20 protein-coding genes are annotated in these 24,528 nt (G+C 68.5%); 9 read left to right on the top strand and 11 right to left on the bottom strand.

The window, feature by feature from the left end:
* Nucleotides 1-28 precede the first annotated feature (28 nt).
* The 3 genes from HUA75_RS01460 to HUA75_RS01450 form a co-directional block, all read right to left on the bottom strand.
* Nucleotides 29-580: a twin-arginine translocase TatA/TatE family subunit gene (locus HUA75_RS01460; RefSeq protein ID WP_174485347.1), complete on the bottom strand. Its 552-nt coding sequence runs from the start codon at nucleotides 578-580 to the stop codon at nucleotides 29-31.
* Between the two features lie 131 nt (nucleotides 581-711).
* Nucleotides 712-1,995 carry an MFS transporter gene (locus tag HUA75_RS01455; RefSeq protein WP_141644277.1) on the bottom strand — a complete coding sequence of 428 codons (1,284 nt, stop codon included), beginning with the start codon at nucleotides 1,993-1,995 and terminating at the stop codon, nucleotides 712-714.
* A 43-nt stretch (nucleotides 1,996-2,038) separates the two neighbouring features.
* Nucleotides 2,039-4,096, bottom strand: a complete 2,058-nt coding sequence (locus HUA75_RS01450; protein WP_141644278.1) for a HAMP domain-containing methyl-accepting chemotaxis protein — start codon at nucleotides 4,094-4,096, stop codon at nucleotides 2,039-2,041.
* A 120-nt stretch (nucleotides 4,097-4,216) separates the two neighbouring features.
* Here HUA75_RS01450 and HUA75_RS01445 point away from each other — a divergent pair, with 120 nt between their 5' ends.
* Complete coding sequence (locus HUA75_RS01445; protein ID WP_174485346.1) at nucleotides 4,217-5,245, top strand: histone deacetylase; 1,029 nt, start codon at nucleotides 4,217-4,219, stop codon at nucleotides 5,243-5,245.
* A gap of 127 nt (nucleotides 5,246-5,372) precedes the next feature.
* Nucleotides 5,373-7,202 carry a hypothetical protein gene (locus HUA75_RS01440; RefSeq protein ID WP_174485345.1) on the top strand — a complete coding sequence of 610 codons (1,830 nt, stop codon included), beginning with the start codon at nucleotides 5,373-5,375 and terminating at the stop codon, nucleotides 7,200-7,202.
* A 17-nt stretch (nucleotides 7,203-7,219) separates the two neighbouring features.
* On the opposite strand, the gene HUA75_RS01435 is transcribed toward HUA75_RS01440, so the two are convergent.
* On the bottom strand, nucleotides 7,220-8,512 hold the full coding sequence (locus HUA75_RS01435; RefSeq protein WP_174485344.1) for a threonine/serine exporter ThrE family protein: 1,293 nt from the start codon (nucleotides 8,510-8,512) through the stop codon (nucleotides 7,220-7,222).
* A 152-nt stretch (nucleotides 8,513-8,664) separates the two neighbouring features.
* On the bottom strand, nucleotides 8,665-10,089 hold the full coding sequence (locus tag HUA75_RS01430) for a hypothetical protein (protein WP_174485343.1): 1,425 nt from the start codon (nucleotides 10,087-10,089) through the stop codon (nucleotides 8,665-8,667).
* 203 nt (nucleotides 10,090-10,292) lie between these two features.
* Here HUA75_RS01430 and HUA75_RS01425 point away from each other — a divergent pair, with 203 nt between their 5' ends.
* Nucleotides 10,293-11,795 (top strand): arylsulfatase, encoded by a 1,503-nt coding sequence (locus HUA75_RS01425; protein ID WP_174485342.1) that lies wholly within the window; start codon nucleotides 10,293-10,295, stop codon nucleotides 11,793-11,795.
* A 50-nt stretch (nucleotides 11,796-11,845) separates the two neighbouring features.
* Here the strand turns inward: HUA75_RS01425 and HUA75_RS01420 are convergent, their stop codons facing one another.
* Nucleotides 11,846-12,241 carry a response regulator gene (locus HUA75_RS01420; protein WP_141644284.1) on the bottom strand — a complete coding sequence of 132 codons (396 nt, stop codon included), beginning with the start codon at nucleotides 12,239-12,241 and terminating at the stop codon, nucleotides 11,846-11,848.
* 243 nt (nucleotides 12,242-12,484) lie between these two features.
* Between HUA75_RS01420 and HUA75_RS01415 the strand changes: the two genes are divergently transcribed.
* Together HUA75_RS01415 and pyrF are read left to right on the top strand one after the other, a co-directional pair.
* Complete coding sequence (locus HUA75_RS01415; RefSeq protein WP_141644285.1) at nucleotides 12,485-13,246, top strand: SDR family NAD(P)-dependent oxidoreductase; 762 nt, start codon at nucleotides 12,485-12,487, stop codon at nucleotides 13,244-13,246.
* 28 nt (nucleotides 13,247-13,274) lie between these two features.
* Nucleotides 13,275-14,129, top strand: a complete 855-nt coding sequence (pyrF, locus tag HUA75_RS01410) for an orotidine-5'-phosphate decarboxylase (RefSeq protein WP_174485341.1) — start codon at nucleotides 13,275-13,277, stop codon at nucleotides 14,127-14,129.
* A gap of 66 nt (nucleotides 14,130-14,195) precedes the next feature.
* Here pyrF and HUA75_RS01405 read toward each other — a convergent pair whose 3' ends face one another.
* Nucleotides 14,196-16,766 (bottom strand): penicillin-binding protein 1A, encoded by a 2,571-nt coding sequence (locus HUA75_RS01405; RefSeq protein ID WP_141644287.1) that lies wholly within the window; start codon nucleotides 16,764-16,766, stop codon nucleotides 14,196-14,198.
* 32 nt (nucleotides 16,767-16,798) lie between these two features.
* Nucleotides 16,799-17,755, bottom strand: coding sequence for an RluA family pseudouridine synthase (locus HUA75_RS01400; protein ID WP_141644288.1), 957 nt, complete (start codon nucleotides 17,753-17,755; stop codon nucleotides 16,799-16,801).
* A 44-nt stretch (nucleotides 17,756-17,799) separates the two neighbouring features.
* On the opposite strand from HUA75_RS01400, the gene HUA75_RS01395 reads away from it, so the two are divergent.
* The 3 genes from HUA75_RS01395 (at nucleotide 17,800) to HUA75_RS01385 (ending at nucleotide 21,169) form a co-directional block, all read left to right on the top strand.
* Nucleotides 17,800-19,266 (top strand): pentapeptide repeat-containing protein, encoded by a 1,467-nt coding sequence (locus HUA75_RS01395; RefSeq protein ID WP_174457538.1) that lies wholly within the window; start codon nucleotides 17,800-17,802, stop codon nucleotides 19,264-19,266.
* 200 nt (nucleotides 19,267-19,466) lie between these two features.
* A complete protein-coding gene (locus tag HUA75_RS01390; protein ID WP_174485340.1) occupies nucleotides 19,467-20,042 on the top strand; it encodes a hypothetical protein in 576 nt (191 codons plus the stop codon).
* Between the two features lie 227 nt (nucleotides 20,043-20,269).
* Nucleotides 20,270-21,169 (top strand): alpha/beta fold hydrolase, encoded by a 900-nt coding sequence (locus HUA75_RS01385; protein ID WP_174485339.1) that lies wholly within the window; start codon nucleotides 20,270-20,272, stop codon nucleotides 21,167-21,169.
* On the opposite strand, the gene HUA75_RS01380 is transcribed toward HUA75_RS01385, so the two are convergent.
* Nucleotides 21,162-21,758, bottom strand: coding sequence for a hypothetical protein (locus HUA75_RS01380; protein ID WP_174485338.1), 597 nt, complete (start codon nucleotides 21,756-21,758; stop codon nucleotides 21,162-21,164). The genes HUA75_RS01385 and HUA75_RS01380 overlap by 8 nt on opposite strands.
* 79 nt (nucleotides 21,759-21,837) lie before the next feature.
* Nucleotides 21,838-23,454: a hypothetical protein gene (locus HUA75_RS01375; protein WP_174485337.1), complete on the bottom strand. Its 1,617-nt coding sequence runs from the start codon at nucleotides 23,452-23,454 to the stop codon at nucleotides 21,838-21,840.
* A 142-nt stretch (nucleotides 23,455-23,596) separates the two neighbouring features.
* Between HUA75_RS01375 and HUA75_RS01370 the strand changes: the two genes are divergently transcribed.
* Complete coding sequence (locus HUA75_RS01370) at nucleotides 23,597-23,929, top strand: hypothetical protein (RefSeq protein ID WP_174485336.1); 333 nt, start codon at nucleotides 23,597-23,599, stop codon at nucleotides 23,927-23,929.
* On the opposite strand, the gene HUA75_RS01365 is transcribed toward HUA75_RS01370, so the two are convergent.
* Nucleotides 23,926-24,507: an MOSC domain-containing protein gene (locus tag HUA75_RS01365; RefSeq protein WP_174485335.1), complete on the bottom strand. Its 582-nt coding sequence runs from the start codon at nucleotides 24,505-24,507 to the stop codon at nucleotides 23,926-23,928. The genes HUA75_RS01370 and HUA75_RS01365 overlap by 4 nt on opposite strands.
* Between the last annotated feature and the right edge of the window lie 21 nt (nucleotides 24,508-24,528).

The raw sequence follows: 24,528 nt of genomic DNA, 5'->3' as shown, positions 1-24,528 counted from the left end.
AGTCAGCGGCAGTCTGGGAACTCAGGGGTCAGCTCCGTTTCGGCGCGTTGCGCGCCACGGTTCCAGGCAGCGGCGCGAGGCGGGGCAGGCCATCCGCGCCCACGCTCTCGGCGGCGTCGGAAGAAGGGGTGGAGGAAGGCGTCTCGGTGGGCGCGACGGGCTCGGAGACGGCCGTGGGCGCCCCAGGCTCGGACACGGGCGAGGGCGCGGGCTCGGGGAGGTCCACGCCATCCAGGCCCAGCGGCGCGCGCGGATGCCGCGCTTCCGGCGTGGGCTCCGTGGACTCGGAGACAGAGTCGGCGGGCGGCGCGAGGTGCGTGTCCGGCGGCAGCGCCTGGGGGGCGGGCGAGTGCGCGAAGGCCGTCCCGGGGCGGATGGGCGGGGTGGGGTCGCGGTTCAGCTCGTGGTCCATGGTGTAGAACTCGCGCTCCACCACGTTGCGGACCTCGTCCGTCTGGCGACGGAACTCCCGCATGAACTTGCCGATGGCACGCGCCAGCTCGGGCAGCCGCTGCGGCCCGAGGATGAGCAGCGCGGCCACCGCGATGAGCACCATTTCGCCTGCGCCGATGTTGAACATGTCCTGACGGGCTCCCCGAAGCAGCCCGGTTTATCGCGCCCCGGGCCCCCTGGCGCAACCGCTCGACGCTTCCGGACGTCCGCCCGTCACCGTGGGCGGGGGGCAACCGGGCCCACCACCGAGCCCACACACTACTGGTGTGGGTGTGCCTGGGGCGACAAGGGGACGGCCAGGCCCTGCTCGGCAGGCACCGCCAGCGCCCGGGCCTGCTCCTTCGAGCGGACCTGACGCTCCACCACCCACAACACCGGCGGCAGCAAGAGCGACATGCCCATGGACACCCCGGCCACGAGCCCCATTCCGCCCAGCGTGCCGTCCGGCAGGTCCGTCAGGAGCTGCGCGCTGAGGAAGGCGCCCAGGGCCGCGGCCATGTGCTGGACGGCGGACTGCAACGACATGAAGCGCGCGCGCACCGGGTTGTCCGGCACGCGCGAGGTGAGCGTGTTGTAGGACACGTTGCGCACGCCCATCGCCGTCATGAAGAGCACGAAGAGCAGCGGAATCGGCAGCCACTGGGGGTAGCGCACGAAGCCCACATAGGTGGCGACCAGCACCAGCAGCGAGCCGGCCGTGCCGACCTTGAAGGCCCCGAGCCTGTCCACCAGCGGCCCCGCCAGTCGCAGGGTGATGAAGCTCACGATGCCGCCGACGAAGTACGGCAGCCACAGCAGGTCGCGCGGGTAGCCCAGGTTCTGCTGGAGGTAGGCGGAGATGTTGGGGATGAGGACGAAGCCCGCCATCATCACCACCGCCGTCATGAGGTAGGACAGCTGCACCTCGCGGCGACCGAGCAGCTCCAGCACGCCCACCGTCTGCACCGGCCCGCGACCGTTCACCAGGTGTCCTCGCACCGGTGGCAGGAAGAAGATGGCGCCCAGCGCCACCAGCAGGCCCAGTCCCGCCACCACGAAGAAGGGCAGACGCCAGCCTCCGTGCTCGGCCAGCTTCAGCGCCATGGGCACCCCCGCCACCGAGGCGATGGAGAAGGCCCCCATCACCGCGCCCAGCGCCCTGCCCCGCCGCTCCACCGGAATCAGGTCCGCGATGATGGACAGGGACAGCGACGTGGCGGGCCCACCGAAGATGCCAGCGACGACGCGCGCCATGAGCAGCGTGGACATGCCCGTGGCCAGCCCTCCGGCCGCCGTGGCGAGGACCAGGCCCAGCATGGACACCGCCAGCGCCTTGCGCCGGTCGAACCTGTCCAGGAAGTAGCCGCCCGCGAGCCCCGCCACGCTGGCCGCCGCGGTGTACGCGCCGCCGATGGTGCCGATGTGAGAGGAGGCGATGCCCAGCCCCTTCGCGAAGTCCGGGCCCAGCGGCATCACCATCACGAAGTCCAGGATGTTGACGAACTGGACCGCGCCAATCAGGAAGACCACCCAGCGCTCGGAAACCTGTCGCTCTGTCGGCATGCCGACCCAGTCCTAAGCCATTCGCGGGCGCAGCGCACGACTCCTACACGCGGAAGCGACGCACCTCGCCCCGGAGGATCTCCGCCTGCCGCTGGAGGTTGTCGATGGCCTCCTCCAGTTGCTTGACGGAGCGTGTCTGGTGCTCGGACACGCCCTTGATGGTCTCCACGGCCTTGAGCACCTGCTCGCTGCCCTTGGTCTGCTCCTTCTGGGCGCGGTTCAGGTGCGTCACCATCTCGTTGATGCTCTCGATGGAGCGGGTGATCTGCTTGCTGCCGTGCGCCTGCTCCTGGCTGCTGCGCTGCACGTGGGCGGTGAGCGCCTTCATCTTCTCCGCGCTCTTCATGATCTGCTCGCCGCCCTTGGCCTGCTCGTTGGAGGCCTTGGAAATCTGCTGCACCGTCTCGCTGATGCGGTGGATGGAGGCCGTCACCTGCTTGCTGCCGCGCGCCTGCTCCACGGTGGCGCGAGCAATGGCCTTCACCATCTGCGTGGACTTCTGGGTGCTGTCGTTGATTTTGCGCAGCGCCCCTTCGGCCTCGCGGCCCAGTTGCACGCCCTCGTCCACGTTGCGCGCGCCCTGGTTCATCACCACCACGGCGTTGCGGCTCTCCTCCTGGATGCTGCGGATGAGCTCGGCGATTTCCTTGGTGGACGCACCGGTGCGCTCGGCCAGGTCCTTGATTTCCTCGGCCACCACCGCGAAGCCCTTGCCGTGGTCTCCCGCCTGCGCGGCGATGATGGCGGCGTTGAGGGCCAACAGGTTGGTCTGCTCGGCCACGTCGTCGATGACGTTCAGGATGTTGCCAATCTCGGAGATGCGCCGGCCCAGGCTGTCGATGACGTCCGCCGTCGCCCGGCTGGTGTCCTTGATGCGGTCGATGCCAGTGAGCGTCTTGCGCAGCGCCTCCACGCCCGTCTGGGCGTCGTCGAAGACCTGCTCGGACAGGCGCGCCGTCTCCTTCGCGTTCGCCTCCACCTGACCGATGGCCGCATCCATCTGGCTGATGGCCGAAGACGTCTCCTCCGTGGAGGACGACAGCTCCTGGATGTTCTTGGCCACTTCCTTGATGGAGAACGTCATCTCCTCAATCGCGCTGGTGGTCTCCTCCACGCTGGCGGCCATCGCCGTGACGTTCTCCGCCACCTCGTCATTGGTGGCGGCCATCTCCATGATGGAGGAGCTGCTCTCCTCCGCGCTCTGGTAGAGGACCTCCACGTTCTCCGCGATTCCGCGCAGCGAGGCCATCATCTCCACCATGGAGGAGGACGTCTCCTCCACGCGGGCCTGGACGGTGCTCGCGCCAGAGGACACGGTGGTGCCGGTGCGGTGGATCTGCTCGATGACCCCGGCCACCACGTCCGACACGCCACGCACCCGGCCCAGCGTGTCGCGCCAGCTCTGGGCGATGCGGTTGAGCGCCTCCGCCAGCAGGCCCAGCTCGTCTCGCGAGCTGATGTCCACGCGGCCGGTGAGGTCCGCCTCCGCGAGCCTCCGCGCCATGGTCATCATCGCGTCCAGCGGCACGAGGATGAACGCGCGGGAGATGAAGAAGGCCACGACGAGGAAGAGCGCCAGGCCGATGCCGAACGCCAGCAGCACCACCTGGCGCAGCGAGGTGACGACCTCGTCCAGCGACGAGAAGTTCACCGCGACCAGCACCTGGCCTGGGCCCTCGCGCAGCACCACCGGGCGCACAATCGCCCGGTTGCCATTGTCGAACAGGGCGCCATCCAGGGGCGCGCCGGGACTGCCCTCCAGCCGCTGCCTCAGGTTCTTCAGCAGCCACGCCTCCGCGCCAGGGGGATGGACGGCCTGCATCCGGCCGTCGGCGCCGAGGACGGCGATGAGCGCGAAGTCGTCGTCTCCTCCGTGCAGGGCCTCCAGCAGCGGAGGGAGCACGGAGACGGAGGTGTTGGCCAGATCTCGCGCTGCCTGGAGGGCCTTGTCGTCGCCGTGCTTCGTCAGGCGCGTCTCCAGGAAGTCCTCCACCCGGGCGGGGACGACGAAGAAGAGCGTCCCGAGGATGATAGCGAGCACCACGGCGAAGGAGCCGAGCAGGATGCTGCGCAGGCCGGGTTTCTTGAAGCGCGGAGCCAAGGCGAGGCACTGTAGGAATGGAAACACCGACAGGGCAAGAACCGGGGTGGAGCCCTCGTCCGCCCCTCCGCCCGGCGGGAGCCTGACTTCCCCCCGTCTGGATGCGTAAGGTCATACCCGATGAAGCCCACCCTGCTGCTGACCGACCCCCTCTTCCTCCAGCACGACCCGGGAGAGGGACACCCGGAATCCCCCGCGCGCCTGCAGCGCATCCTCGGGGTGCTCGCGCGCGCGCCGGTGCGGGGCACGGTGATGGCGTCCCCCCGCTCCGCGACGGACGCGGAGCTGATGGCGGTCCACACCCCGGAGCTGCTCACGCGCCTGCGCAAGCTCAGCGGACACCAGGCCCAGATTGACGCGGACACCCACGTTTCTCCGGACAGCGTGGATGCGGCACGGCTGGCCGCGGGCGCCTCGGTGCAGGCCGTGGAGGCCGTCATGGCGGGACAGGCGCGCAACGCCTTCGCGCTGGTGCGTCCTCCCGGACATCATGCGGAGCCGGACCGCGCCATGGGCTTCTGCCTGCTGAACAACGCGGCCATCGCGGCGGAGGCGGGGCGACGGCTGGGCGCCGAGCGCGTCCTCGTGCTCGACTGGGACGTCCACCACGGCAACGGCACGCAGGCGGCCTTCTGGGGGCGCCGCGACGTGATGTACCAGTCGGTGCACCAGTTCCCCTACTACCCGGGCACCGGCGCCACGCCCGAAGTGGGCCGGGGCGCGGGTGAGGGCTACACCGTGAACGTGGGCCTGCCGGGCGGCAACTCGGACGCGGACTACGGGATGCTCTTCGAGGAGCTGCTCCTGCCGGTGGCCGAGGCCTACCGTCCCCAGTTGGTGCTGGTGTCGGCGGGCTTCGACCCGCATCAGCACGACCCGATTGGCGGCATGGACGTCACGGAGCGGGGCTTCGCCGCCATGTGCTCCGCGATGCGCGCGCTCGCCGAGCGCGTCTGTGACGGCAAGCTGGTGCTGCTGCTCGAAGGGGGCTACTCGCTGGAGGGCCTGTCGCAGTCCGTGCATGCCTGCATCGAGGTGCTCGCCGGACGCACCGACAGCTTCCCCACGGGAGACGTCCACACGGACGCGAAGGACGCGCTGGCCGCGAGCCGTCAGGTGATGAAGCCGTACTGGAGCGCGCTGTCGTAGCACCGGCCCTTCGCCTCCGGGGGCCGGGGCTTCGTCGGATGTCGACGTGACGCTGCCCCCGGGTGCGATGCCTGGATGCCCGCGCGTGGCTACCTCCTGACGGACCCGCCGTGCCCGGGAGGGCTTCATGTCCGTCGAAGCGCCCCGGGCGTCGCGCGCCCCGCCCTGGTTTCGCGCGCGGCGAGGCCGGTGGCGCCTCCTCCTGGGCTGGGGGCTCGTGTTGGTGCTGGCCCTCGAAGGGCTGTTGAACCTGGTGCTCAATGTCGGGCTGGTGCCCGCGCAGTTCGCCAGGGCCACGCCGAGGACGCGGGTGGAGTGGCGCGGAGGCTGGTGGTTGTGGCCCGGGCCCGTGCACCTCCGAGGCTTCTCCGTGTGGCAGCGGGATGCTCGCGCGGAGTGGCGCATCGACGCGGAGACCGTGGAAGCCCACGCGTCCCTCTTCGCGCTCCTGTCCCGGCGGGTCCACGCGCAAGGGGTGCGTGCCCGAGGTGTGAGCGTGCACGCGGAGCCCATGCCCGCGCTGGAGACCGCGCCCACGAGACGCTGGCACGCGCATCCGTGGGAAATCGAGCTGCGGGACATCGAGTTGGAGGACCTGCGCGAGCTGACGTTGAAGCCGGTGCGCTACGTGGGCCCGGGTCAGGCGAAGGGCTCGGTGCGGCTGGTCACGGGCCAACGACTCACCGTGACGCTCGACACGCTCCACCTGGAGGACGGCGCGCTGGAGCAGGAGGGACGGACCGTGGCGCGTGTGCGGGAGGTGTCGGGCATGCTGGACCTCGATGCCATCCGAGCCGCTCCGGAGGAGCCGCGCCGGGTGGCGAAGTTCGACGGACGGCTGGGCGTGCGCCTGGAGATCCTCGACCTCGCGTGGCTCGGGGCGCTGGTGTCCCGGGAGCATCCTGACCTGCTGCGTGAGGGCGCCGGACAGCTCGACGCGGAGGTGCGCATCCAGGGAGGACACCTGGCCGCGGGCAGTCGCGTGGATGCGAGCGGTGCTCCGCTGGAGCTGCGGGTGGGCCCCGTGCGCGCGCGTGCCCCCTGGAGTGTTCACGGCGAGGTGACGGAGGCCGGAGGCACCGGGGCTCACAGCGTGATGAAGATGCGTTTCACCCCTGTCCACGTGGAGGGCAAGGCGGGACGCGTGCTCGAGATACCGGAGGTCTCGCTCACGCTGCGGGCGAAGACGGATGCCCCCGACGCGAAGCCCCAGGTGAAGCACGAACTGCACGTGATGCGCAGTCGGCCCGTGGACCTGCGGATGCTCAACGCGTGGATGGGGAAGACCTTCCACGTGGAGTCGGGTCACGCCACGCTGGAGGCGTCGGACAGCACGAGCGGACACGAGGACTCACAGCGATTGCAGCTGAACCTCTCTTCGAACCTCGTGGAAGGACGGTGGGCGGGGATCCTCATGCTCGGCAAGGCCTCCGCCGAAATCGACGCGCGGCGGCTGCGCCTGCACGGTAAGAGCCTGGGCCTGGATGGCTCGGCGATTCACCTGAACCACGTTTCAGCGGACGTACCGCACATCACGATTCGCGGATGGAGTGGGCGCTTCGACCTGCCCCACGCGCGGTTGAGCCTTGAGCCCGTCGAGTTGGAGGCACACTTCTCCGCGCACTTCTCCAACGCGGACCCGTTCGTCGCGCTGCTCACGGCCGAGAAGAAGCTCCCGGGGTTCCTGTCGCCCTTGCTGGAGGCACGGGACTTGAGGGTCACCGGGCAGGCGCGGATGAGTGACGCGGGATTGCAGGTACGCGCGCTGCATGCGAAGGCGGACGGGCTCGAACTGGAGGGCCGCATGGATACGGCGCGAGGCAGCACGCACGCGCTCATCTACGCGAAGGTGGGAATCCTCTCAGGGGCCATCGAAGTGAAGCCCGGTGACACCCATGTGCAGCTCAAGGATGCACGGCGCTGGTACGAGGAGCGGCTCCCGACACCCTCTCACTGAGGCAGCACGTGAAGCCGTCACACGTGCCGGGACGACTCGGCCGGCTTCGCGCGCCTGGTGTCTTCCGTGCGCGTCCGGGCGTCATGCGACAGCCCGAGCATGAAGGCGAACATCAGGCCCATCACCAGTTGCAGCGCCACGAGGAGCATCTGGAACACGCGGGCGTCGTCACCCTGCCCCGGCACACCGAGCAGTGCCAGGATGGCCCGCGTGCCGACGAAGCCCGGCGCGAGCTGGAGCAGACCGGGCATGATGATGGTCGACGGGAGTCGCTCCGGCAGTCGACTGTAGAGCTGGCCCGCCACGCCCAGCACGAAGGCGGAGATGAGCGGGCTGCCCTTGTCGCCGAACACGCCCTTGGTGAGTTCCTGAACGCCCCAGGCCAGCAGCACCGCGCCGACAATCCACGGCGTATCGCGCCGCCTCGCGGACATGCAGAGCGTCAGCGCCAGGCCCCCCACGGCGATGATGACCAGCACCACGGCATCAGGGAGCGCGTTCGCATGCATCTGCACCGGAAGCGGCCCGAACAATCTCCAGAGCGTTCCCGCGGCGCCAATGCCCACGGCCAGCATGAGGAAGCGCAGCAGTCCATAGGTGAGCCGTGAAATCCCCGCCTCCACCGACTCGCCCACCAGTTCCGCCGAGCCCAGCGTCACCACCATCGCCGGCACGAGCAGCGTCACGCCCCCGAAGAGGGCGCGCGCCGCATCGAACCTTGGCAGCACGAAGGTCAGACCGAACGCGAGCAGTGTCCCTAGAAACGCGGCGAGGAAGCTCTTCTGCAGGTCCAGTCGCTCGGACTTGAGCGTGCCGAAGTGAATGCCTCCCGCGAGCACCCCCACCACGAGCGCCGCCACCAGCTCCCACCAGCCGCCGCCGACACGGGCGGCGACCGCCGCGCCGTACACGCCATATGCGAGGTAGACGAGCCACTCGGGGTGCAGCTGATGGGACGCCATGATGCGGTCCAGCTCGGCGCGGGCCTCGGCCACCGTGCGCTTCCCTCGTGCGATGGACTCCGACAGAAGGAGCAGCGAGGCGGCACGCGTCAGGTTCCAATGCGGATTGAAGGGCAGCCGGTGGAAGTCGACGCGGCGACTCGCGCCCGAGCGCACCTCCGTCAGCGCGAGCGTCTGGAGGGTGAAGACCTCCACCTCCAGCCCCCAGGCCCGCGCCGCCTTCTTCACGCGATTCTCCACGCCGAAGGAAGGCACGTAGGACAGGTGCAGCGCCCGCGCGAGGTCGAGCAGCAAGGCCACGGTCGCGTCCTCGTCGAGCAGCGCCCCGGACTCTGGTGCCTCGCTCATGCGCGCCGCCCTCCTGGCGACCTGCCCTTCCGACGGAAGCCCGTCTCCCTTCGACGAACCCGAACCGCCCGCACCTGGAGGTGGGGACCCGTCAGGCACGCGGAAAGCAGCCCTCCGGGGCGACGCCGTGTCGCGCTCCATGCGAAGCCGCGTCACCGCATCGACGGGGCCTCGTCATCGGCGTCCTCGTCGGGACTCTCGTCCTTCTGCGCCAGCGCGAAGCTCGCGCCGATGATGACGCTGAGCTGGAGGAAGCGGACCTTCTGGCTCGGGGACAGGGGCTGGAGGCCTGCTCGCTGGAGAGCGTCTGCCAGGCGCTCGGTGACCTCCTGGCCCCAGGCCACATTACCGCCCACCGTGAAGCGGGCGCGGCCCGCCGTGAAGTGCAGTCCGGTGGCGACATGGTAGAGGTCCCAGCCCGCCAGCAGCGCGTTCATGCGAGGTGTCGCTGTCACGGCGCTGAAGTCCGTGTGCGCGCTCACGTAGGCGCGCAGCCGGGACCCCAGCCGCTGCTCCACGCCCAGCGCCACGTTGACCAGCGGCGCGAGCGCGACGTCGACGTCCGGGTCGATGACCTCCTGGGAGTCTCGGGGAGAGAACGACGCGGCATCGACCAGCGTGAAGGGCTTCACCCGGGCGAAGCCTTCCGCCGCCAGATACACGGACGTGCCCCCCAGCGTCCCACTCACGCCGAGCGCCACCGCCCAGCTCGACTGGAACCTCGCGGCGAGCCCCTCCTGGAAGTCGAAGGCGGACGCGGGCGTCGACGACAGCCCGAAGCCCCGCTCCAGCACCGCGCGCTCGAAGCTCGATTCACCCTCCCCCCACAGCGCCACGCTCGGCGTCGTCACGGTGAGGCCCGCGGACATGGACTCCCGCTGGTAGCTCACCCCCAGCTTCGCGAGCAGCCGCACGTGGCGCAGGTGGAAGTCGCGGCCGAGCGTGGACAGCAGCGCGCTGCCTCCGGGGCCCGAGCCCTGCGCCAGCACCTGGATGTTCGTCTCCTGGTCCCTCACCGCCACGAAGGGGCTGACGCCCACGCCCACGTGTCGTCCCAGGGGAAAGGACCACGTGAGCCCCGCCCAGTACTCCCCCACGTCCTGGTCCAACCGAACGTCCGCCGCGAGCTGGTCCATGCCTGGCACCCCGCCCAGGTCCACCCCCGTGCCCTGCTCGCGAGACTCCAGCGACGCGGTGAACCCCTGCCGCGTCAGCAGCGAATAGGCGAGCCGGGACCTGCCCAGAAAGCCCCAGCGCAGCGAGCCCGCGATAAGGGAGGGCAGCACATCGACCCTCGACTCGGTGAGGCCCTCACCGTTGCCCAGGCCGTTCTGGACGGAGAGGCGCATGGACTCGAAGACGGTCCCCGTCAGCTCCAGCTCCGGCGTGTGCAGGAGCGCGAGCGCCCCCGGGTTGTAATAGACGGCGCTGATGTCACCCGGGTTCGCGATGAACGCGCCGCCGAGCAGCCATGCCCGGTTGCCGAACTGTCGCGTCCAGTAGTGAGCGTCCTGCGCCCGGGCCAGGGGCGACATCAGGAGAAACAGCAACAGCCCCCACGACCTGACGCCTGGCATCCATCCACCCGGGACTCGCGGAACGTCGCAAGGTGACCACGGGCCCGCGCCCGTGCCATCGCCCTCCGAACGCAGTCCGGTGTCCACGAGCCACGAAGTCGGGCCGGGCCGTCGCACCGTCGGCCTGTTCCCCCGTCCGCCCCGTCTTGTTCCCCGGGGCCGCCACGCTCACTCCTATTCCACATTCACGTCCGGGGGATTCGATGGCGGCCCAGAAGAAGAAGGAAACGAAGAAGCAACCCAACATCCTCGTCATCTTCGGTGACGATATCGGCTACTGGAACGTCAGTGCCTACAACCTCGGGGTGATGGGGTACCGCACGCCGAACATCGACCGGCTGGCGAAGCAAGGCGCGCTCCTCACCGACTACTACGCGCAGCAGAGCTGCACGGCGGGTCGCGCGGCCTTCATCACCGGCCAGTGTCCGTTCCGCACGGGGCTCACCAAGGTCGGCATGCCGGGCGCCAAGGTCGGCCTGCAGGCCGAGGACCCGACCATCGCGGACCTGCTCAAGGCCCAGGGCTACCGGACCGCGCAGTTCGGCAAGAACCACCTGGGAGACCGCGACGAGTTCCTGCCCACCGTCCACGGCTTCGACCAGTTCTTCGGCAACCTCTACCATCTCAACGCGGAAGAGGAGCCAGAGAACCCCGACTACCCGAAGGACCCGGCCTTCAGGAAGCGCTTCGGTCCGCGCGGCGTGCTGCGGTGCAAGTCGGATGGCAAGGGCGGCCAGAAGGTGGAGGACACCGGCCCGCTCACGAAGAAGCGGATGGAGACGGTGGACGAGGAGTTCCTCTCCGCCGCCATGAACTACCTGGACGACGCGAAGAAGTCCGACCAGCCCTTCTTCATGTGGTTCAACACCACGCGCATGCACGTCCACACGCACCTGAAGCCGGAGTCGCGCGGAAAGACGGGGCTCGGCCTCTACCCGGACGGCATGGTGGAGCATGACGGCATGGTCGGGCAGCTCCTCGACAAGCTCGACTCAGTAGGCCTGTCGGAGGACACCATCGTCGTCTACACCACGGACAACGGCGCGATGACGTGCATGTGGCCCGACGGCGGCATGACGCCCTTCCGCGGCGAGAAGGACACCAACTGGGAGGGCGCCTTCCGCGCGCCGTGTGTCGTGCGCTGGCCCGGCGTGATTGAGCCCGGCACGCAAATCAACGAGCTGTTCTCTTCCGAGGACTGGCTGCCCACGTTCCTCGCGGCCGCGGGCGACCCGGACATCGTGGACAAGCTCAAGAGCGGCCATGAGGCCAACGACAAGAGCTTCAAGGTCCACCTGGATGGCTACGACCAGCGGGAGCTGCTGTCCGGCAAGGGGCCCTCCGCGCGCACGGAGTTCTTCTACTTCGGTGACGACGGAGAGCTGGTCGCCGTGCGCCACGGGCGCATGAAGCTCGTCTTCGCGGAGCAGAACGCCAAGGGCATCGAGGCCTGGGGTGAGCCCTTCACCATCCGCCGCGCGCCGCTCGCCTTCGACCTGCGCGCCGACCCGCTGGAGCGCTCGCAGGACGCCGTCGGCTACCAGTCCTGGCTCATCGACCACGCCTTCTACTTCGTGCCCGCGCAGCAGGCCGTGGCCCGGTTCCTCTCGAGCTTCCGAGAGTTCCCGCCGCGTCAGCGTCCGTCGAGCTTCTCCGTGGATCAGGTCGTCGCGAAGCTGGAGAGCGCGCCCTCCGGCATGCACTGAGCGCATGAGCCAGGCCCGCGTCGTCCAGTGCGACGGCGCGCGCCTCCGGCTCACACGGGCTGGGGGTGCTCCTGCTCGGCGAGCACGTAGCGCGAGATGGCGCCGAGCAGCTGCTCCACGTCCACGGGCTTGCGCAGGTAGTCCTCCACGCCGAGCGCGGCCACCTCGCGCGCGCTCACGCCCTGTCCGGAGATGACGACTACCGGGATGGGCGCCAGCGAGGCGTCGGCGAGCTGCCTGTCGCGAAACTCCCAGCCATTGACGTCCGGCATCATCAAGTCCAACAGAATCACGGAGGGGCGCGCGCCATGGCGCAGCAACTCCAAGGCCTCGCGCCCTCCTCGCGCCAGCAGCACGCGATGCCCCTCCAGCTCCAGCACGTCCTTGAAGGCCAGCAGGATGTCGGGGTCGTCGTCTACCGCGAGCACGTAATTCGAGGGCGTCATGTCCGAGTCTCTCCTCGTGTAGACAAGGTGCGGACGAACAGGCCCCGCGTCATCGCCCTGCTGCCTGGCGAGGCACGCCCGGCGGGGCCAGTGCGTGCACGCTCGTCAACAACGCGGCGCCCCGGTTCCAACCGGACAGACGAGGCCCCGCCCCATCGCCGGGGCCGCCGCGCGGCATGGATTTGTGTCCCAATTCCGCCGCCAACCGTGCGAGAAGCAGCCACGCAGCCAGGAGGAGACACCATGGCGGAGATGAGCTACCGGACGGCGCTGGTGACGGGCGCCTCGAGCGGGCTGGGACGGGGCCTGGCGCTGTGGCTGGCCAAGCGAGGCCTGCGCGTCTTCGCCGCCGGGCGCCGGCTGCCGCAGCTGCAAGCCCTCGCCGCCGAGGCCCAGGCCGCTGGCGCGACGGTGGAGCCGCTGGAGCTGGATGTCACGCGCACGGAGGCCCATCTGGAGCGCCTGCGCGAGCTCGACTCGGAGTGTGGCGGCCTGGACCTGGTCGTGGCCAACGCCGGCGTCGGCGGAGTCACGCACGGCAAGCGCCTGGACTGGGACAAGGTGCGCGCCATCATCGACACCAACGTCACGGGCGCCGCCGCCACGCTGACGGCCGTGCTGCCGCGCATGGTGGAGCGCCGCCGCGGACACGTGGTGGGCATCTCCAGCCTCGCGGCCCACCGGGGGCTGGCGGGCCACGCCGCGTACTCCGCCTCGAAGGCGTTCCTCGCCACGTTCATGGAGAGCCTGCGCGTGGACCTGAGCAGCACCGGCGTGCGCGTCACCTGCATCTACCCGGGCTTCGTGAAGAGCGAGATGACCGCGGACAACCACTTCCCCATGCCCTTCCTGATGGAGACGGACGCGGCCGTGGAGCTGATGGGCACGGCCATCCTGCGCGGCGAGACGGAGCTGTCCTTCCCGTGGCAGCTGGCCCTTCCCTCGCGGCTGGCGAAGGTGCTGCCCAATCCCCTCTTCGACGCCGCCGCCCGTCGGCTGCGCTGACCCTTCCTCTTAGCCAGGAGCTGGAACGATGACGTCCCCTCAATCCTTCGCCCAGCGCTTCGCCCGCCTCGCCGACGAGCGCTCCCCGTTCTGCCTCGGCGTCGACCCGTCGAAGGACCTGCTCGCGCGCTGGGGGCTGCCCGACACCGCGAAGGGCCTCTCCGACTTCTGCGAGCGCATCTTGGAGGCGGCCGGTGACAGCGTCGCGGTGGTGAAGCCGCAGAGCGCGTTCTTCGAGCGCCACGGCCCCTCGGGACTCCTGGTGCTCCAGTCGCTGATGTATCGCTTCAAGGATGCGGGGACGCTCACGCTGCTCGACGTGAAGCGCGGTGATATCGGCACCACCATGGACGCCTACGCGGAGACCGTCTTCGGCGCGGGCAGCCCGTACGAGGCGGACGCCGCCACCTTCACCGCGTACCTGGGCCTGGGCGCGCTGGTGAAGACGATTGAGCGGGCGCGGGCGTCCGGTGCCTGTGCGTTCCTCGTCGTGCGCTCCTCCAACCCGGAGGGCACGTCGCTCCAGACGTCCATGGGGGCCGATGGTCGCACCGTGGCGGAGGTGCTCGCGGATGGCCTGCGCGAGCTGAACGAGAAGGCGGGGCCAGGCGAACTGCCCGCTGGCGCGGTGATGGGCGCCACCCTGCCCGCTTCGGACCGGGGCGTCGTGAAGAGGCTGGGCGGCGCGCTGATGCTGACGCCTGGAATCGGCGCGCAGGGCGCGGGCTTCGACGACCTCAAGAGCCTGTTCGCCGGTCGCGAGGCGCAGGTCATCCCCACCGCCACGCGCTCCGTGCTGGAAGCGGGGCCCGATATCGCCTCCCTCCGAGCGGCCATCCAGCGCCACGTGGAGCCCGCACGCCGCTTCCGCATGGGCGCCTGAAACGACTCGGGCCCCGCGTCCTCCCGAGGGAGGCGCACGGGGCCCGGAGGTCCACGGCGGTGAGCGCTACTGCGCGCCCATCATGAACTGGTCCACGTCGACAGTGTTCTTGTCGGGCACGGCGTCCTTCGGCTCGGTGCCCTTCTTGAAGAACATCAGCTCGGAGCCCTTCGCGCCGGGGCTCGCGATCTTGCCCGTCTTCTTGTCGATGTGGAGCCGCACCAGGTCCATCGACTGCCACGGGTAGAACTCCGACTGCGGCCGGCCCTCCAGCGCGCGCTTCATGTAGTTGAGCCAGATGGGCAACGCCGCGCGGCCACCCGTCTCGTAGCGACCGAGCGGATGCGGGTTCAAGTCGTAACCCACCCACGCCACCGTCACGAGGTCCCGCGTGTACGCCGCGAACCACGCGTCGAAGGAGTCGTTCGTCGTCCCCGTCTTGCCGGCGGCGGGCTTGCCCAGGCGCGTGGCCGGGCCACCCGTTCCCTGGAGCACCACGCCACGAAGCAGGTGCGTGAGGATGAAGCCGACCTCCGCGCTCATCACCTGCTCACCAGGCTCGAAGAGGCGCGCGTAGCCGGCGGCCACGCGGTCCTGCAGCGGAGCCCACGCGTCGTCGAACGCGGTGTGGTCCTCCAGCGTGCGGCCAAAGCGGTCCTCCACCTTGCGCACGAAGTACGTGGGCTTCTTGCGGCCGTAACGGTTGAACGTCGCGTAGGCGTTGGCCAGGTCCACCGGGTACACGCACGAGGAGCCGAGCGCCGCGGAGAAGTCCATGTTCATGGGCGTGGTGATGCCCAGCTTCGTGCTCCACGCCGCCATGTTCTTCACGCCCACCGCGCCGAACGTCTTCACCGCGGGGATGTTCATCGAGTTGACGAGCGCGGTGCGCAAGAGCACGTCGCCCACGAACTCCTCGCTGTAGTTCGCCGGCTTCCAGGACACCTTGTTGTCCGGGTCGTGCTCGACAATCGGCGAGTCGACGATGACGGAGGCCTCCGTCCAGTTCAGCTGCTCCAGCGCCGCCGAGTACACAAAGGGCTTGAACGAGCTGCCCGGCTGACGGCACGCCTGGAAGGCGCGGTTGAACTCGTTGTCGTCGAAGTCGTACCCGCCCACCATGGCCGTGAGGTACTGGCGGTGCGGGTCCACGGAGACGAGCGCGCTCTGGGCCTCGGGCGTCTGCTCCAGCCGGAAGAGCTTCACGCCCTCCTCGGGGATGTCCTCGGCCAGCTTCTTGTCCCACTGCTCCTTGTCGTCCGTGAGGTCCTTCTTCGTCACGTGACGCACGACGACGAGGTCGCCCACGGCGATGGCCTTCTTCACCGACGAAATCATCATCGCCGGGTAGTAGCCCTCCGGGTTCACCTTGCGCGCCCAGCGCATGCCGAGCAGCGGCAGCCGCCCCGCATGCGGGCCCACCTGGATGTCCGCGCCCCTGCCGTCCGAGTCAAGCTGCGTGACGGCGGCAACGTAGAGCCGGCCCTCGGTGAGGTCCTCCTTGCCCATGTACCTCTTCGCGCGCTCGATGAAGGCCTTGAGCGCCTCCGGCGTGAGCTGCTGCACCGGCCCGCGCCAGCCCTGACGCTTGTCCACGGAGAGCAGGCCATCCATCACCGCGTCCTGCGCGGCGCGCTGGCGCTCGCTGTCCATGGTGGTGAAAATCTTGAGGCCGTCCTTGAGCAGCACGGGGTTGCCGTACCGTTCCACCACGTCCTTGCGCACCTGCTCCACGAAGTACGGGGCGAACTCGTGGAAGACGTCCTCCACGGGGAACACGTTCACCACCTCCGCATTGGCCGTGTCGTGCTCGGCCTGCGAAATCATCCCCTCCACCAGCATGCGGCGCAGCACGTAGGCGCGGCGCTTGCGAGCGGCGTCCGGACGCAGGAAGGGTGAGTAGCGGCTGGGCGCCTGGGGAAGACCCGCGATGAGCGTCATCTCCCCGAGCGTCAAATCGCGCACGTCCTTGCGGTAGTAGTTCTCCGCCGCGCTCTGCACGCCGTAGCTGTGGTGCCCGAGGAAGACGTTGTTCAGGTAGAGGTAGAGAATCTCTTCCTTGGTGAGCGACTGCTCCAGCCGCAGGGCGAGGATGGCCTCGCGAATCTTGCGGGTGAGCGTCTTCGCCGTGGCGGACTTGTAGCCCTCGGCGGAGATGAGCACCGCCTTCGCGGTCTGCTGCGTCAGGGTGGAGCCACCCTGGATGCCGCCGGAGCGCAGGCCCAGCTTCGAGCCAATCGTCTTGAAGGCCGCGCGCGAGGTGCCCAGGATGTCCACGCCGAAGTGGTCGAAGAAGCTGGAGTCCTCGCTGGCGATGAACGCCTGCACCAGCCGCTTCGGAATCCGCTCGTAGGGGACGACCTTGCGCCGCTCGTTGTAGAACTCGCCCGCGAGCACCGCGTCGTCCGTGTAGACCTCGGTGACGATGGGCGGCCAGTACTCGTCCACCTTGGGGATGGCCGGCAGTCCGTCCGAGTACACGTAGTAGATGGCCACCAGGCCCACCGCGCCCGCCGTGGCGCCCGTGAGGGCCAGCCACCCACCCAGCTTCAGCAGCACCTTCCACCAGCGCCCGGGGGGAACCCCCTTGAGCACCAGCTTCGAGCGGCTTCGGTCAGTCGTCTTGGAGTCGGACATACGTGTATCGGAACCTCGCGGGCGTCACGGCCTCAGGGCAGCAATGCGGCCCGCTTGAGCACGTCTCGGAGCTCGGGGGGGATGGGGGCTTCCACGGCCACCTTCGCCCCGCCTTCGGGGTGGGGAAATTCGATGCGCTCGGCGTGCAGGAACAACCGCTTGAGCCCCCAGCGCGCCTGCACGTCGCGATTGAAGGCGAAGTCACCGTATTTCTTGTCCCCGACCACGGGGTGGCCAATGGAGGCCAGGTGCCTTCTTATCTGATGGGTGCGCCCGGTCTCGATGGAGCAGGACAGGAGCGCCACCTCGCCCGACTGCTTGACGACCTTCCATCGGGTGAGGGCCTCCTGCATGTTCACCCCGCGACGGGCCTTGGACTCGGCCGTCTGCTGGTGCTCCGACAGGGGCAGGTCGATGACCCCGGACTCCTTGGGCATCTTCCCCTTCACCAGGGTGATGTAGCGCTTCTTGGAGAGGCCATGGGTGAAGACCTCCGTGAAGTGCACCATCGCCGGGCGCCGTTTGGCGACCAGGATGACGCCGGAGGTCTCCCGGTCCAGGCGGTGGGCGGGTGAGGCCGTGAAGTCGTTTCGGACGGCCTTGGGTCCCAGATAGGCGCGCACGTAGTCCACCAGCGTGCCGCCGGTGATGCCGCTTCCGGTATGGACGGCCATCCCGCTGGGCTTGTCCACGGCCATCAACCAGTCGTCCTCTCTCAGAATGACCAGCCGGCTGGGGTCCACCGGCGGGGGTGGACGGTCCACTTTCGGACGGTCCTCTCCCCTGAGCGTCTGCTCGTCTCCACGGATGGTGAGCACGTCTCCGTCCGCGAGCAACTGCTCGGGCTGGGCACGTTTCCCGTTCACCCGCACCTTCTTGGTGCGAATCATCTTGAACAGGTGGCTCACGGGGACAGTGGGGAGCCGTTTGCGCAGGAGCTTGTCCAGGCGCATCCCGGCGGTGTCGGTCTCGATTCGGTACTCGATCATTTGTGCTGGCGCGCGGACCAGACCATACGAATAATCCCCGGTCCATGCCGAAAGCCCCCAGTATCGAGAAGCTCCTCCAGAACGGGTCGGCCGAGTGGAACCGACTGCGCAAGGGCGGTCAGGTCCCGACCGAGCACACTGGCGCCACCTTCACGCAACTTTTCTCCGCCAACGCGGACTTGTCGGGCCTCGGGCTCGTCGGCTCCGAGTGGGAGCGGTGCGATCTGTCGAAAATCAACTTCCGGGACACGGACCTGTCGAACGCCTATTTCCACGGCGGACGGCTCCAGGACTGTGACTTCCGGGGGGCCAACCTCGAAGGGGCGACCTTCGAGAAGCTGAAGCTGCTCCGCTGTGACTTCACGGGCGCCAAGGGCCTGGACGACGTGGAGATGGACGATGTGGACATGGACCGGGTGGTCGGTCTGGACGGAGAGGAAGCGCCTCCGCCGCCTCCGCCTCCGGCCCAGGGCATCACCGCGTTCACCCGCGAACAGCGGGAGAAGGCGCTGGGCGTGCAGGCCGCGGCGCTCATGATGGGAGAGCCGGCGGAGGAGCTGCCGCCGTTCAAGCCGCAGGACCCGCCCGGCTCGCTTTTCTTCCGGGGCCTGAAGCGCCTGGCGATGCCGCCGTTGTGGGTGCTGGATGTGCCGGGGTTGCGGCCGCTGGTGCCGCAGCGGATGCCTCCGGGCAGCTCGCTGGAGACGCTCTACCGCGAGGCGGTGAAGACGCGGCTGGAGAACAAGAAGCCGTCGGCGGACCCGGGCGTGGTGGAGAAGGCGCAGAAGGCGCTGCGGATGGGTGCCAAGGACGCGGCCGTGTCGGCCATGTACCTGCGCGAAGTGGGCGTGTTGCCGCTGTTCCGCTTCTCCGCGGCGCAGGTGTTGAAGGCGGCGCTGCGCGAGGAAGTGGACGTGGATGACCTGACGGGGTCCATCGACCCTCGGACGACGGGCGCGCTGTTGGAGCTGCGGCTGACGCACGAGGTGGTGGAGCACCTGCAGGAGGCTCGGCGGCGACTGGCGGCGACGCAGTTGTACACGTCGCTGTTGGAGGCGGGCTTCAACCCGGACAACAACTGGGACGAGGCGTTGGAGTCGAGCGAGGCGGCGCTGGAGCTGGCGCATCTGGCCACGGGCGACAACCGCGACACGCTGTTCGAGGGCTTCCAGGTCTTCTCGGCGCTGCCCGAGGAGGCGCGGTTGCGCCGGCTGGCGTATCTGGCCGAGTCGGTGTCCAACCTGGAGCTGGTCAGCCGGCTGCCGGAGGGGATGGAGCCGGCGTGGTTGCACGGGCCGGAGACGCGCGAGTGCCACGAGCGGGAGATGACCTACGTCCAGTCGCTGAAGGCCGAGGACATCCCGACGAAGGTGGCGGCGCTGGCGAAGGCGGAGCTCGGCGTTCCCGAGGGCTCGGTGCCCGAGGAGAGCGACGGGGATTTGTTCATCCACCTGCGCTGTGACGTGTGTGGCAAGGAGAAGCTCATCGTTCAGTCGCCCGACGCGGAGTGACGGCGAGTTGAACGGTGGGGCCCTCGGGGCCGCTGGAGTCCTCTTCGGGACTCGGCGGCCCCGAGGTGTTTCTGGAGTCCAGGCGCCGACGCACGGGGGCGCGCGTTGACGTCGAAGCGGGCGTGAGTCCACGCTAGGTCATGGTCGACCACACGCGAGTGACGGCGGCACCGCTGGAGCGGAGTGCTTCGTGGGCCCTCATGGCGCAGGTGCTGCTGACTGGCGCCCTGTTCGCCGCGGTGCCGTATGCGGCGTCGATGGTGCCGTTCGAGCGCATCTACATCGACGGTCCCTACAATGCCCCGCATGAGCAGGACCCGCTGTATCCGGTCCGCACGGCGCTGATTGTCGCCGGGCTCGTGATTCCGGTCCTCGCGCTGCCCTTCGCCTTCATCGGCTGGAGGCGGAGGCAGACCCATCCGGGGCCCGCGATGCTTCAGATGAGCCTGCTACTCAGCGCCTTCGTCATCGGGTGGCGGAACTATCCCTACTATGCGCTGGGCATCTACCGGGCCTATGTCGGCGAAGCGCGGGTCCACGATTTCGACCCGGTCGGGCTCTATCCATTCCGCGATGCCCGCTGCCTGCCATTCGAAGTGGGCGTTCTTCTCCTCTACCCCATCGCGGCAGTGGCGGTGCCTCGCATCGGTTATCGGCTCTTCCATGAGAAGAAGCGGATGACGCGTGCGTTCGCCATCGGCGTGCTGCTCAGCCTCGCCACGACGGTGCTCGCGTTCGCCAGCACACCGAAATACATGTTCTGGTTCATGGACTGAGCAACCACGCTCGGAGGCCGTTCCGCGAAGGCACGCGGGGGCCTTGGGGTGAGCCTGGAAGACAGCGGCCTCGCGCCAGCCTGGATGGTCTGGAGGCGTCCCTGCGATGAGGCGCGACGGGTGCTCTCCCGGCGGCTCGTGGATGCGCAGCTTGGCTGAGGACAACAGGCCCTCGCGTCCCGACTTCCGCGTTCACGACGCGAGGGCTCGTACGAGGAGGTGTGCTCATGCCAGGGGTCCATCACAGGACGGTGAAGGTGGACGGCATCGACATCTTCTATCGCGAGGCCGGCCCCGAGGACGCCCCCGTGGTGCTGCTGCCGCATGGCTATCCGTGCTCGTCGTTCCAGTTCCGGAACCTGTTGCCGGCGCTGGGGGATTCGTGGCGGTTGATTGCGCCGGACCATCCGGGCTTCGGGTACAGCGAGACTCCGGACGCGAGTCGGTTCGACTACTCGTTCGACGGTTACGCGCGGTACCTGGAGCGGTTCGTGGAGACGCTGGGGCTCACGCGCTACGCGCTGTACCTGCATGACTACGGCTCGCAGTTCGGGTTCCGGCTCGCGTTGAAGGCGCCGGAGCGCGTGGCGGCGCTCGTCATCCAGAACGGCGACATCTACGAGGACGCGTTCGGACCGAAGTACCAACCGCTTCGGGAGTACTGGGAGAATCCGACGGCGAAGGGGCGAGAGAAGCTCGCCGCGGCGGTGAGCGAGGAGGGCTTCCGGGGCGAGTTCATCGGAGAGATTCCGGAGCATCTGGTCGACCGCGTGAGCCCGGACCTGTGGACGCTGTCCTGGCTGCTGGTGCAGCGGGAGCGGCGGAAGGAACACTGGGTCCAGCTGCTCGCGGATCAGCGCACGACGCTGGCGTGGATGCCGAGGTTCCAGGCGTACCTGCGTGAGTTCCATCCGCCGACGTTGATTGTGTGGGGGCCGCACGACGGGTACATGCCCGAGGAGTCAGCGCGGGCGTACTTGCGAGACTTGCCAGATGCGGAGCTGCATCTGCTCGACGCGGGACACTGGGCGCTGGAGACGCACCTGGATGAAATCGCGTTCCTCATGCGGCGCTTCCTTCAGCGTGTGCATGCGTCGCGGGCAGAGGGCGCGGACTACGTCACATGATGCGTCGGCGGGCCTCGCTGACCTGGTGGGCCCAGGTGCGGGCGTCGTGGCCCGCCTGGGGGAAGTCGAAGCGCCCTTCCTCGATGAGCTGGACGAGGCGATCATCTCGCGCGACCAGGTGCGGAACCTTCCAGGGAAAGCCGAGCGCCGCCGAACCCCGCTCCGCGTAGTCCTCGTGGGCGACGAGCGCTTCCAGATAGCGCGCGTACAGGTCGAAGAAGCGGTCCACATTCGAGGCGAGCGGCATCACGACCGGCCCGTCGAGCTCGTAGGTGTCCACTTCAACGACGGGCTGACATCCTTGCGCATCCGCCAGGCCAGGGACCGTGGCGAAGTAGTAGGCAAGATTGGCTTCCCCGCCGAAGACGCAGACCGTCAAGCCCAGGCTCTTCTGCCAACTCTCGCGCCACCAGTGGTTCTTCTCCTCGAGCTGGTTCTCGTCGTCATTGACGCGGAGGAGATAAGCGTTATCCGCGAACCTCGCGCTGCCCGACCTCGAATAGAAGGCCGCCAACATCGGGTCCAGAAGGTGCCCACCCACGCTCTGCCCTGCCTCGAGAGGACGCTGGGCGGCAGAGGTCAGGCGCATCTCAATGGACTCCCGCTCGCACACGGAGAGCAATCGGTCGAACCCAGGCAGTGGCAGATGCTCCATCGTCGAACTCCGCTCAGTTCACCTTCGGGAAACGTGCCCTCAACGCCTCAAGCGCGGCCTGCTCGGCCCGCTCGATGAAAGCCTGCTCACCCCGTGGAACTTCGACACGGTGGTACCAGGACTCGAAATGCGAGTCGATGATTCGCGTCGCGGCATCAACCTCGTCACGCGTCGCGGTTCGCTGGGCAGTCCGAAATTTCGTCCAGACACGACTCACTCGCTCGTGAATGAAGTCCTGGACCACGGCGAGCCTGCTCGAAGCATTGACGTCCTGCTCGGGGAACAGGTGTGCATATTCCAGGGGACGTCGATGGTGGACCGGGTACCGCTCCGGAAATGCGTCCATGGTGCGGGCCAGGTCCGAATGGACATTCTTGTAAGCGGCTCGCGCGGCCTTCCGCAGCCCATGCTTCTCCCCAAAATCGAGCGGCGTTGACGCCAATTTCTCGATGCGAGCCATGAGCGCACGCAACTCGCTCCGTTCGCTGGTGGTGAGCGCTCGCTCTCCTTCGAGCTGAACCTTCGCCCACAGACGCTCGAAGGCACGGCCCTCGCTCTGGGACACACGGGACAGCATGGTCCGCAACCAGCCGCTCGCAGCCTCTTTGCCCTGACGCAGCGCCTTCCGAACGATGCCACCACCTCGAACCGCGAGGAAGCCCGCGCCCCTGATGGCGACAGCGCCCACGTACCAGAGCGCCAGCTCCTGCGCGCCGCGCTGAGCCAGCCAGGTGAAGCCCTCCACGACACCTTCGCGCCAGCGCCGCACGATGTCCTCGTGCATCGCGCGGTACTCAGCGGCGACCTCCGGTTCGAGCCCCGCCGGCGTCTCGAAACCGACGACTCGCACGGACTCCACCCAACCGTCACCTTCACCCCGACCGTGGGTCAGCCGGATTCCGAACCGAACCGTGCGCGGCCCCATGCCGTCCTGGAAGGCGCGTGTGAGCCGAACCACCTCACGCCCAGCGCGCGACGCCGGGGCTAACGGAGAACCACCTGCTCCACTCCGAATCACCTGGAAGCGGTGCAGTTCCCACCCGACCACGCGACCGTCATCCAGCACCACGTCGGCCTCCAGCCAGGCCTCGCCCCCGTCGGGGACACCTACCCCAGCCAGGAGACGTGCCAGCCCCGATGGAACCTCGTCGGGCCCAGTGCCATCAGCCCACTGCACCGGAAGCGTCCTGGCCTCGGGCGGGCGCTCCGCGTGGCGATGGAACGCATAGTCCACCGACCACTTCGTCTCGGCCCGGCGCAGCGACAACACCACCTGCCCCGTACGCGCCAATCCGTAGCCAGCGAGCACCTCTCTCAGCGCGTCCCGAGTATCCGCCGCTCCTGCCAGACCTCCTCGATGGCCCACGCGCCCATGCGACTCGTAGCCAGTCCAGGTGAGCGCACCTCGCTCCGACCAGTACGTCAGCGTCAGGCGAGCCCCTACCGAGTCGATGTCGCGAACAATCGCGCCTACCTGCTCGACGACGCGTGCGACCTCTGCTTCGGCGGCCCGCTGCATCTCGGACTCGCTCTGCGCCGGAACCGCGCCATGACCCAGCCAGACATTGCCACCTGAACCTTCGGAGGTCGTCGCGCAGCCCGACACCGCGAGCAGGATGGACAGCATCATCAACCAGCCCATCGGGTCAGCCGAAACACCGAGCCGTCCAGCCCCTCTGACAGGACTCTCGTTGGTACGCTCACCATCTCCACGACACCGCATGACAGGCAGCCGCATTCAGTCGCCCTCGGCATGACCTCTAGGGAACTTCATGGCCTCCATCTTCGACATGCTTCGACTCGTCGAAAAATCCCCCGAGATTTACCTCACCTATCTCGAAGAGGAGCGTGGCCTGCAGCTCCGCAGCCTCATGGTCCTCATCACCGGATATACAGAGGCAGTCAGGGCCCATGGCATCAAAGAGCCGTTAATCGACTTCAATGGCGAGTTCGCCCGATATCTTCGAACTCGATTCGGATGGAGCACATCGGGCGGAGCCATCGGGGCCATCATCGGGGAAAGCCCCACTGCGGACGCAGCCTGGGAACGGTTCTGGCCCCTCCTCTGGGAATATGAAAAGTCCCTGAACCTTCCCGCCGACTAGGGCAGCACGTACGACACCGGCTTCGGCAACATCACGCGGACGTCATCTCCCGCGCGGATGACACCGGGCCGGTCCACCCAGGCCACCAGGCCCCGGCGCTCCCACGCGGCCTTCACGAAGCGACTCGCCAGCTTCACCCGGTCCGGATGGTGCTCCTCGATGACCTTCCCCGGTCCGATGCACGGCTCGTTCTCCCCTTCCACCGCGAGCACCGCGTCGTCGGGAAAGAACAGCCGCGTCCCTGGCGGCACGTGCGTCAGCCTTGGCACCCCCGTCAGCTCCAGGTTCGCACCCAGCCACGACGCGAGCACCTTCGGCACTCCGAGCGTCTCCGCCACCAACGCCAGCTCCTCCGTCGACACCAGTGAGAGCTGCCGCGTGTTCCGGATGGGTGTCCCCTTCGGGTACCACGGCGTGCGCACGTCCGCCGGCCTCGTGTGCCCCGCGTGCCGGTCCCCTTCGATTCCCTCGAAAGTCACCCGCACCTCGGGCAACTCCCGAGTCACGAAGGTCTTCTTCTCGGTGCACACCAGGACGCGGACCGCACGGCCCACGAGCTGCGGAGAACGGGAAGGCATGGCCCCGTTCTACTCCAGTCC

The sequence above is a fragment of the Myxococcus sp. CA040A genome (assembly GCF_013336725.1).
GTDB lineage: Bacteria > Myxococcota > Myxococcia > Myxococcales > Myxococcaceae > Myxococcus > Myxococcus llanfairpwllgwyngyllgogerychwyrndrobwllllantysiliogogogochensis.
The sequence above is the reverse complement of the archived record's forward strand: the minus strand, read 5'-3'. Positions and strand labels throughout refer to the sequence as shown.

Bases quoted from the DNA above. Each gene is read 5' to 3' on its own strand.
- HUA75_RS01460 (WP_174485347.1), bottom strand. From the start codon at position 580: ATGTTCAACATCGGCGCAGGCGAAATGGTGCTCATCGCGGTGGCCGCG.
- HUA75_RS01455 (WP_141644277.1), bottom strand. From the start codon at position 1,995: ATGCCGACAGAGCGACAGGTTTCCGAGCGCTGGGTGGTCTTCCTGATT.
- HUA75_RS01445 (WP_174485346.1), top strand. From the start codon at position 4,217: ATGAAGCCCACCCTGCTGCTGACCGACCCCCTCTTCCTCCAGCACGAC.
- HUA75_RS01440 (WP_174485345.1), top strand. From the start codon at position 5,373: ATGTCCGTCGAAGCGCCCCGGGCGTCGCGCGCCCCGCCCTGGTTTCGC.
- HUA75_RS01435 (WP_174485344.1), bottom strand. From the start codon at position 8,512: ATGAGCGAGGCACCAGAGTCCGGGGCGCTGCTCGACGAGGACGCGACC.
- HUA75_RS01430 (WP_174485343.1), bottom strand. From the start codon at position 10,089: ATGCCAGGCGTCAGGTCGTGGGGGCTGTTGCTGTTTCTCCTGATGTCG.
- HUA75_RS01425 (WP_174485342.1), top strand. From the start codon at position 10,293: ATGGCGGCCCAGAAGAAGAAGGAAACGAAGAAGCAACCCAACATCCTC.
- HUA75_RS01420 (WP_141644284.1), bottom strand. From the start codon at position 12,241: ATGACGCCCTCGAATTACGTGCTCGCGGTAGACGACGACCCCGACATC.
- HUA75_RS01415 (WP_141644285.1), top strand. From the start codon at position 12,485: ATGGCGGAGATGAGCTACCGGACGGCGCTGGTGACGGGCGCCTCGAGC.
- pyrF (WP_174485341.1), top strand. From the start codon at position 13,275: ATGACGTCCCCTCAATCCTTCGCCCAGCGCTTCGCCCGCCTCGCCGAC.
- HUA75_RS01405 (WP_141644287.1), bottom strand. From the start codon at position 16,766: ATGTCCGACTCCAAGACGACTGACCGAAGCCGCTCGAAGCTGGTGCTC.
- HUA75_RS01400 (WP_141644288.1), bottom strand. From the start codon at position 17,755: ATGATCGAGTACCGAATCGAGACCGACACCGCCGGGATGCGCCTGGAC.
- HUA75_RS01395 (WP_174457538.1), top strand. From the start codon at position 17,800: ATGCCGAAAGCCCCCAGTATCGAGAAGCTCCTCCAGAACGGGTCGGCC.
- HUA75_RS01390 (WP_174485340.1), top strand. From the start codon at position 19,467: ATGGCGCAGGTGCTGCTGACTGGCGCCCTGTTCGCCGCGGTGCCGTAT.
- HUA75_RS01385 (WP_174485339.1), top strand. From the start codon at position 20,270: ATGCCAGGGGTCCATCACAGGACGGTGAAGGTGGACGGCATCGACATC.
- HUA75_RS01380 (WP_174485338.1), bottom strand. From the start codon at position 21,758: ATGCGCCTGACCTCTGCCGCCCAGCGTCCTCTCGAGGCAGGGCAGAGC.
- HUA75_RS01375 (WP_174485337.1), bottom strand. From the start codon at position 23,454: ATGATGCTGTCCATCCTGCTCGCGGTGTCGGGCTGCGCGACGACCTCC.
- HUA75_RS01370 (WP_174485336.1), top strand. From the start codon at position 23,597: ATGGCCTCCATCTTCGACATGCTTCGACTCGTCGAAAAATCCCCCGAG.
- HUA75_RS01365 (WP_174485335.1), bottom strand. From the start codon at position 24,507: ATGCCTTCCCGTTCTCCGCAGCTCGTGGGCCGTGCGGTCCGCGTCCTG.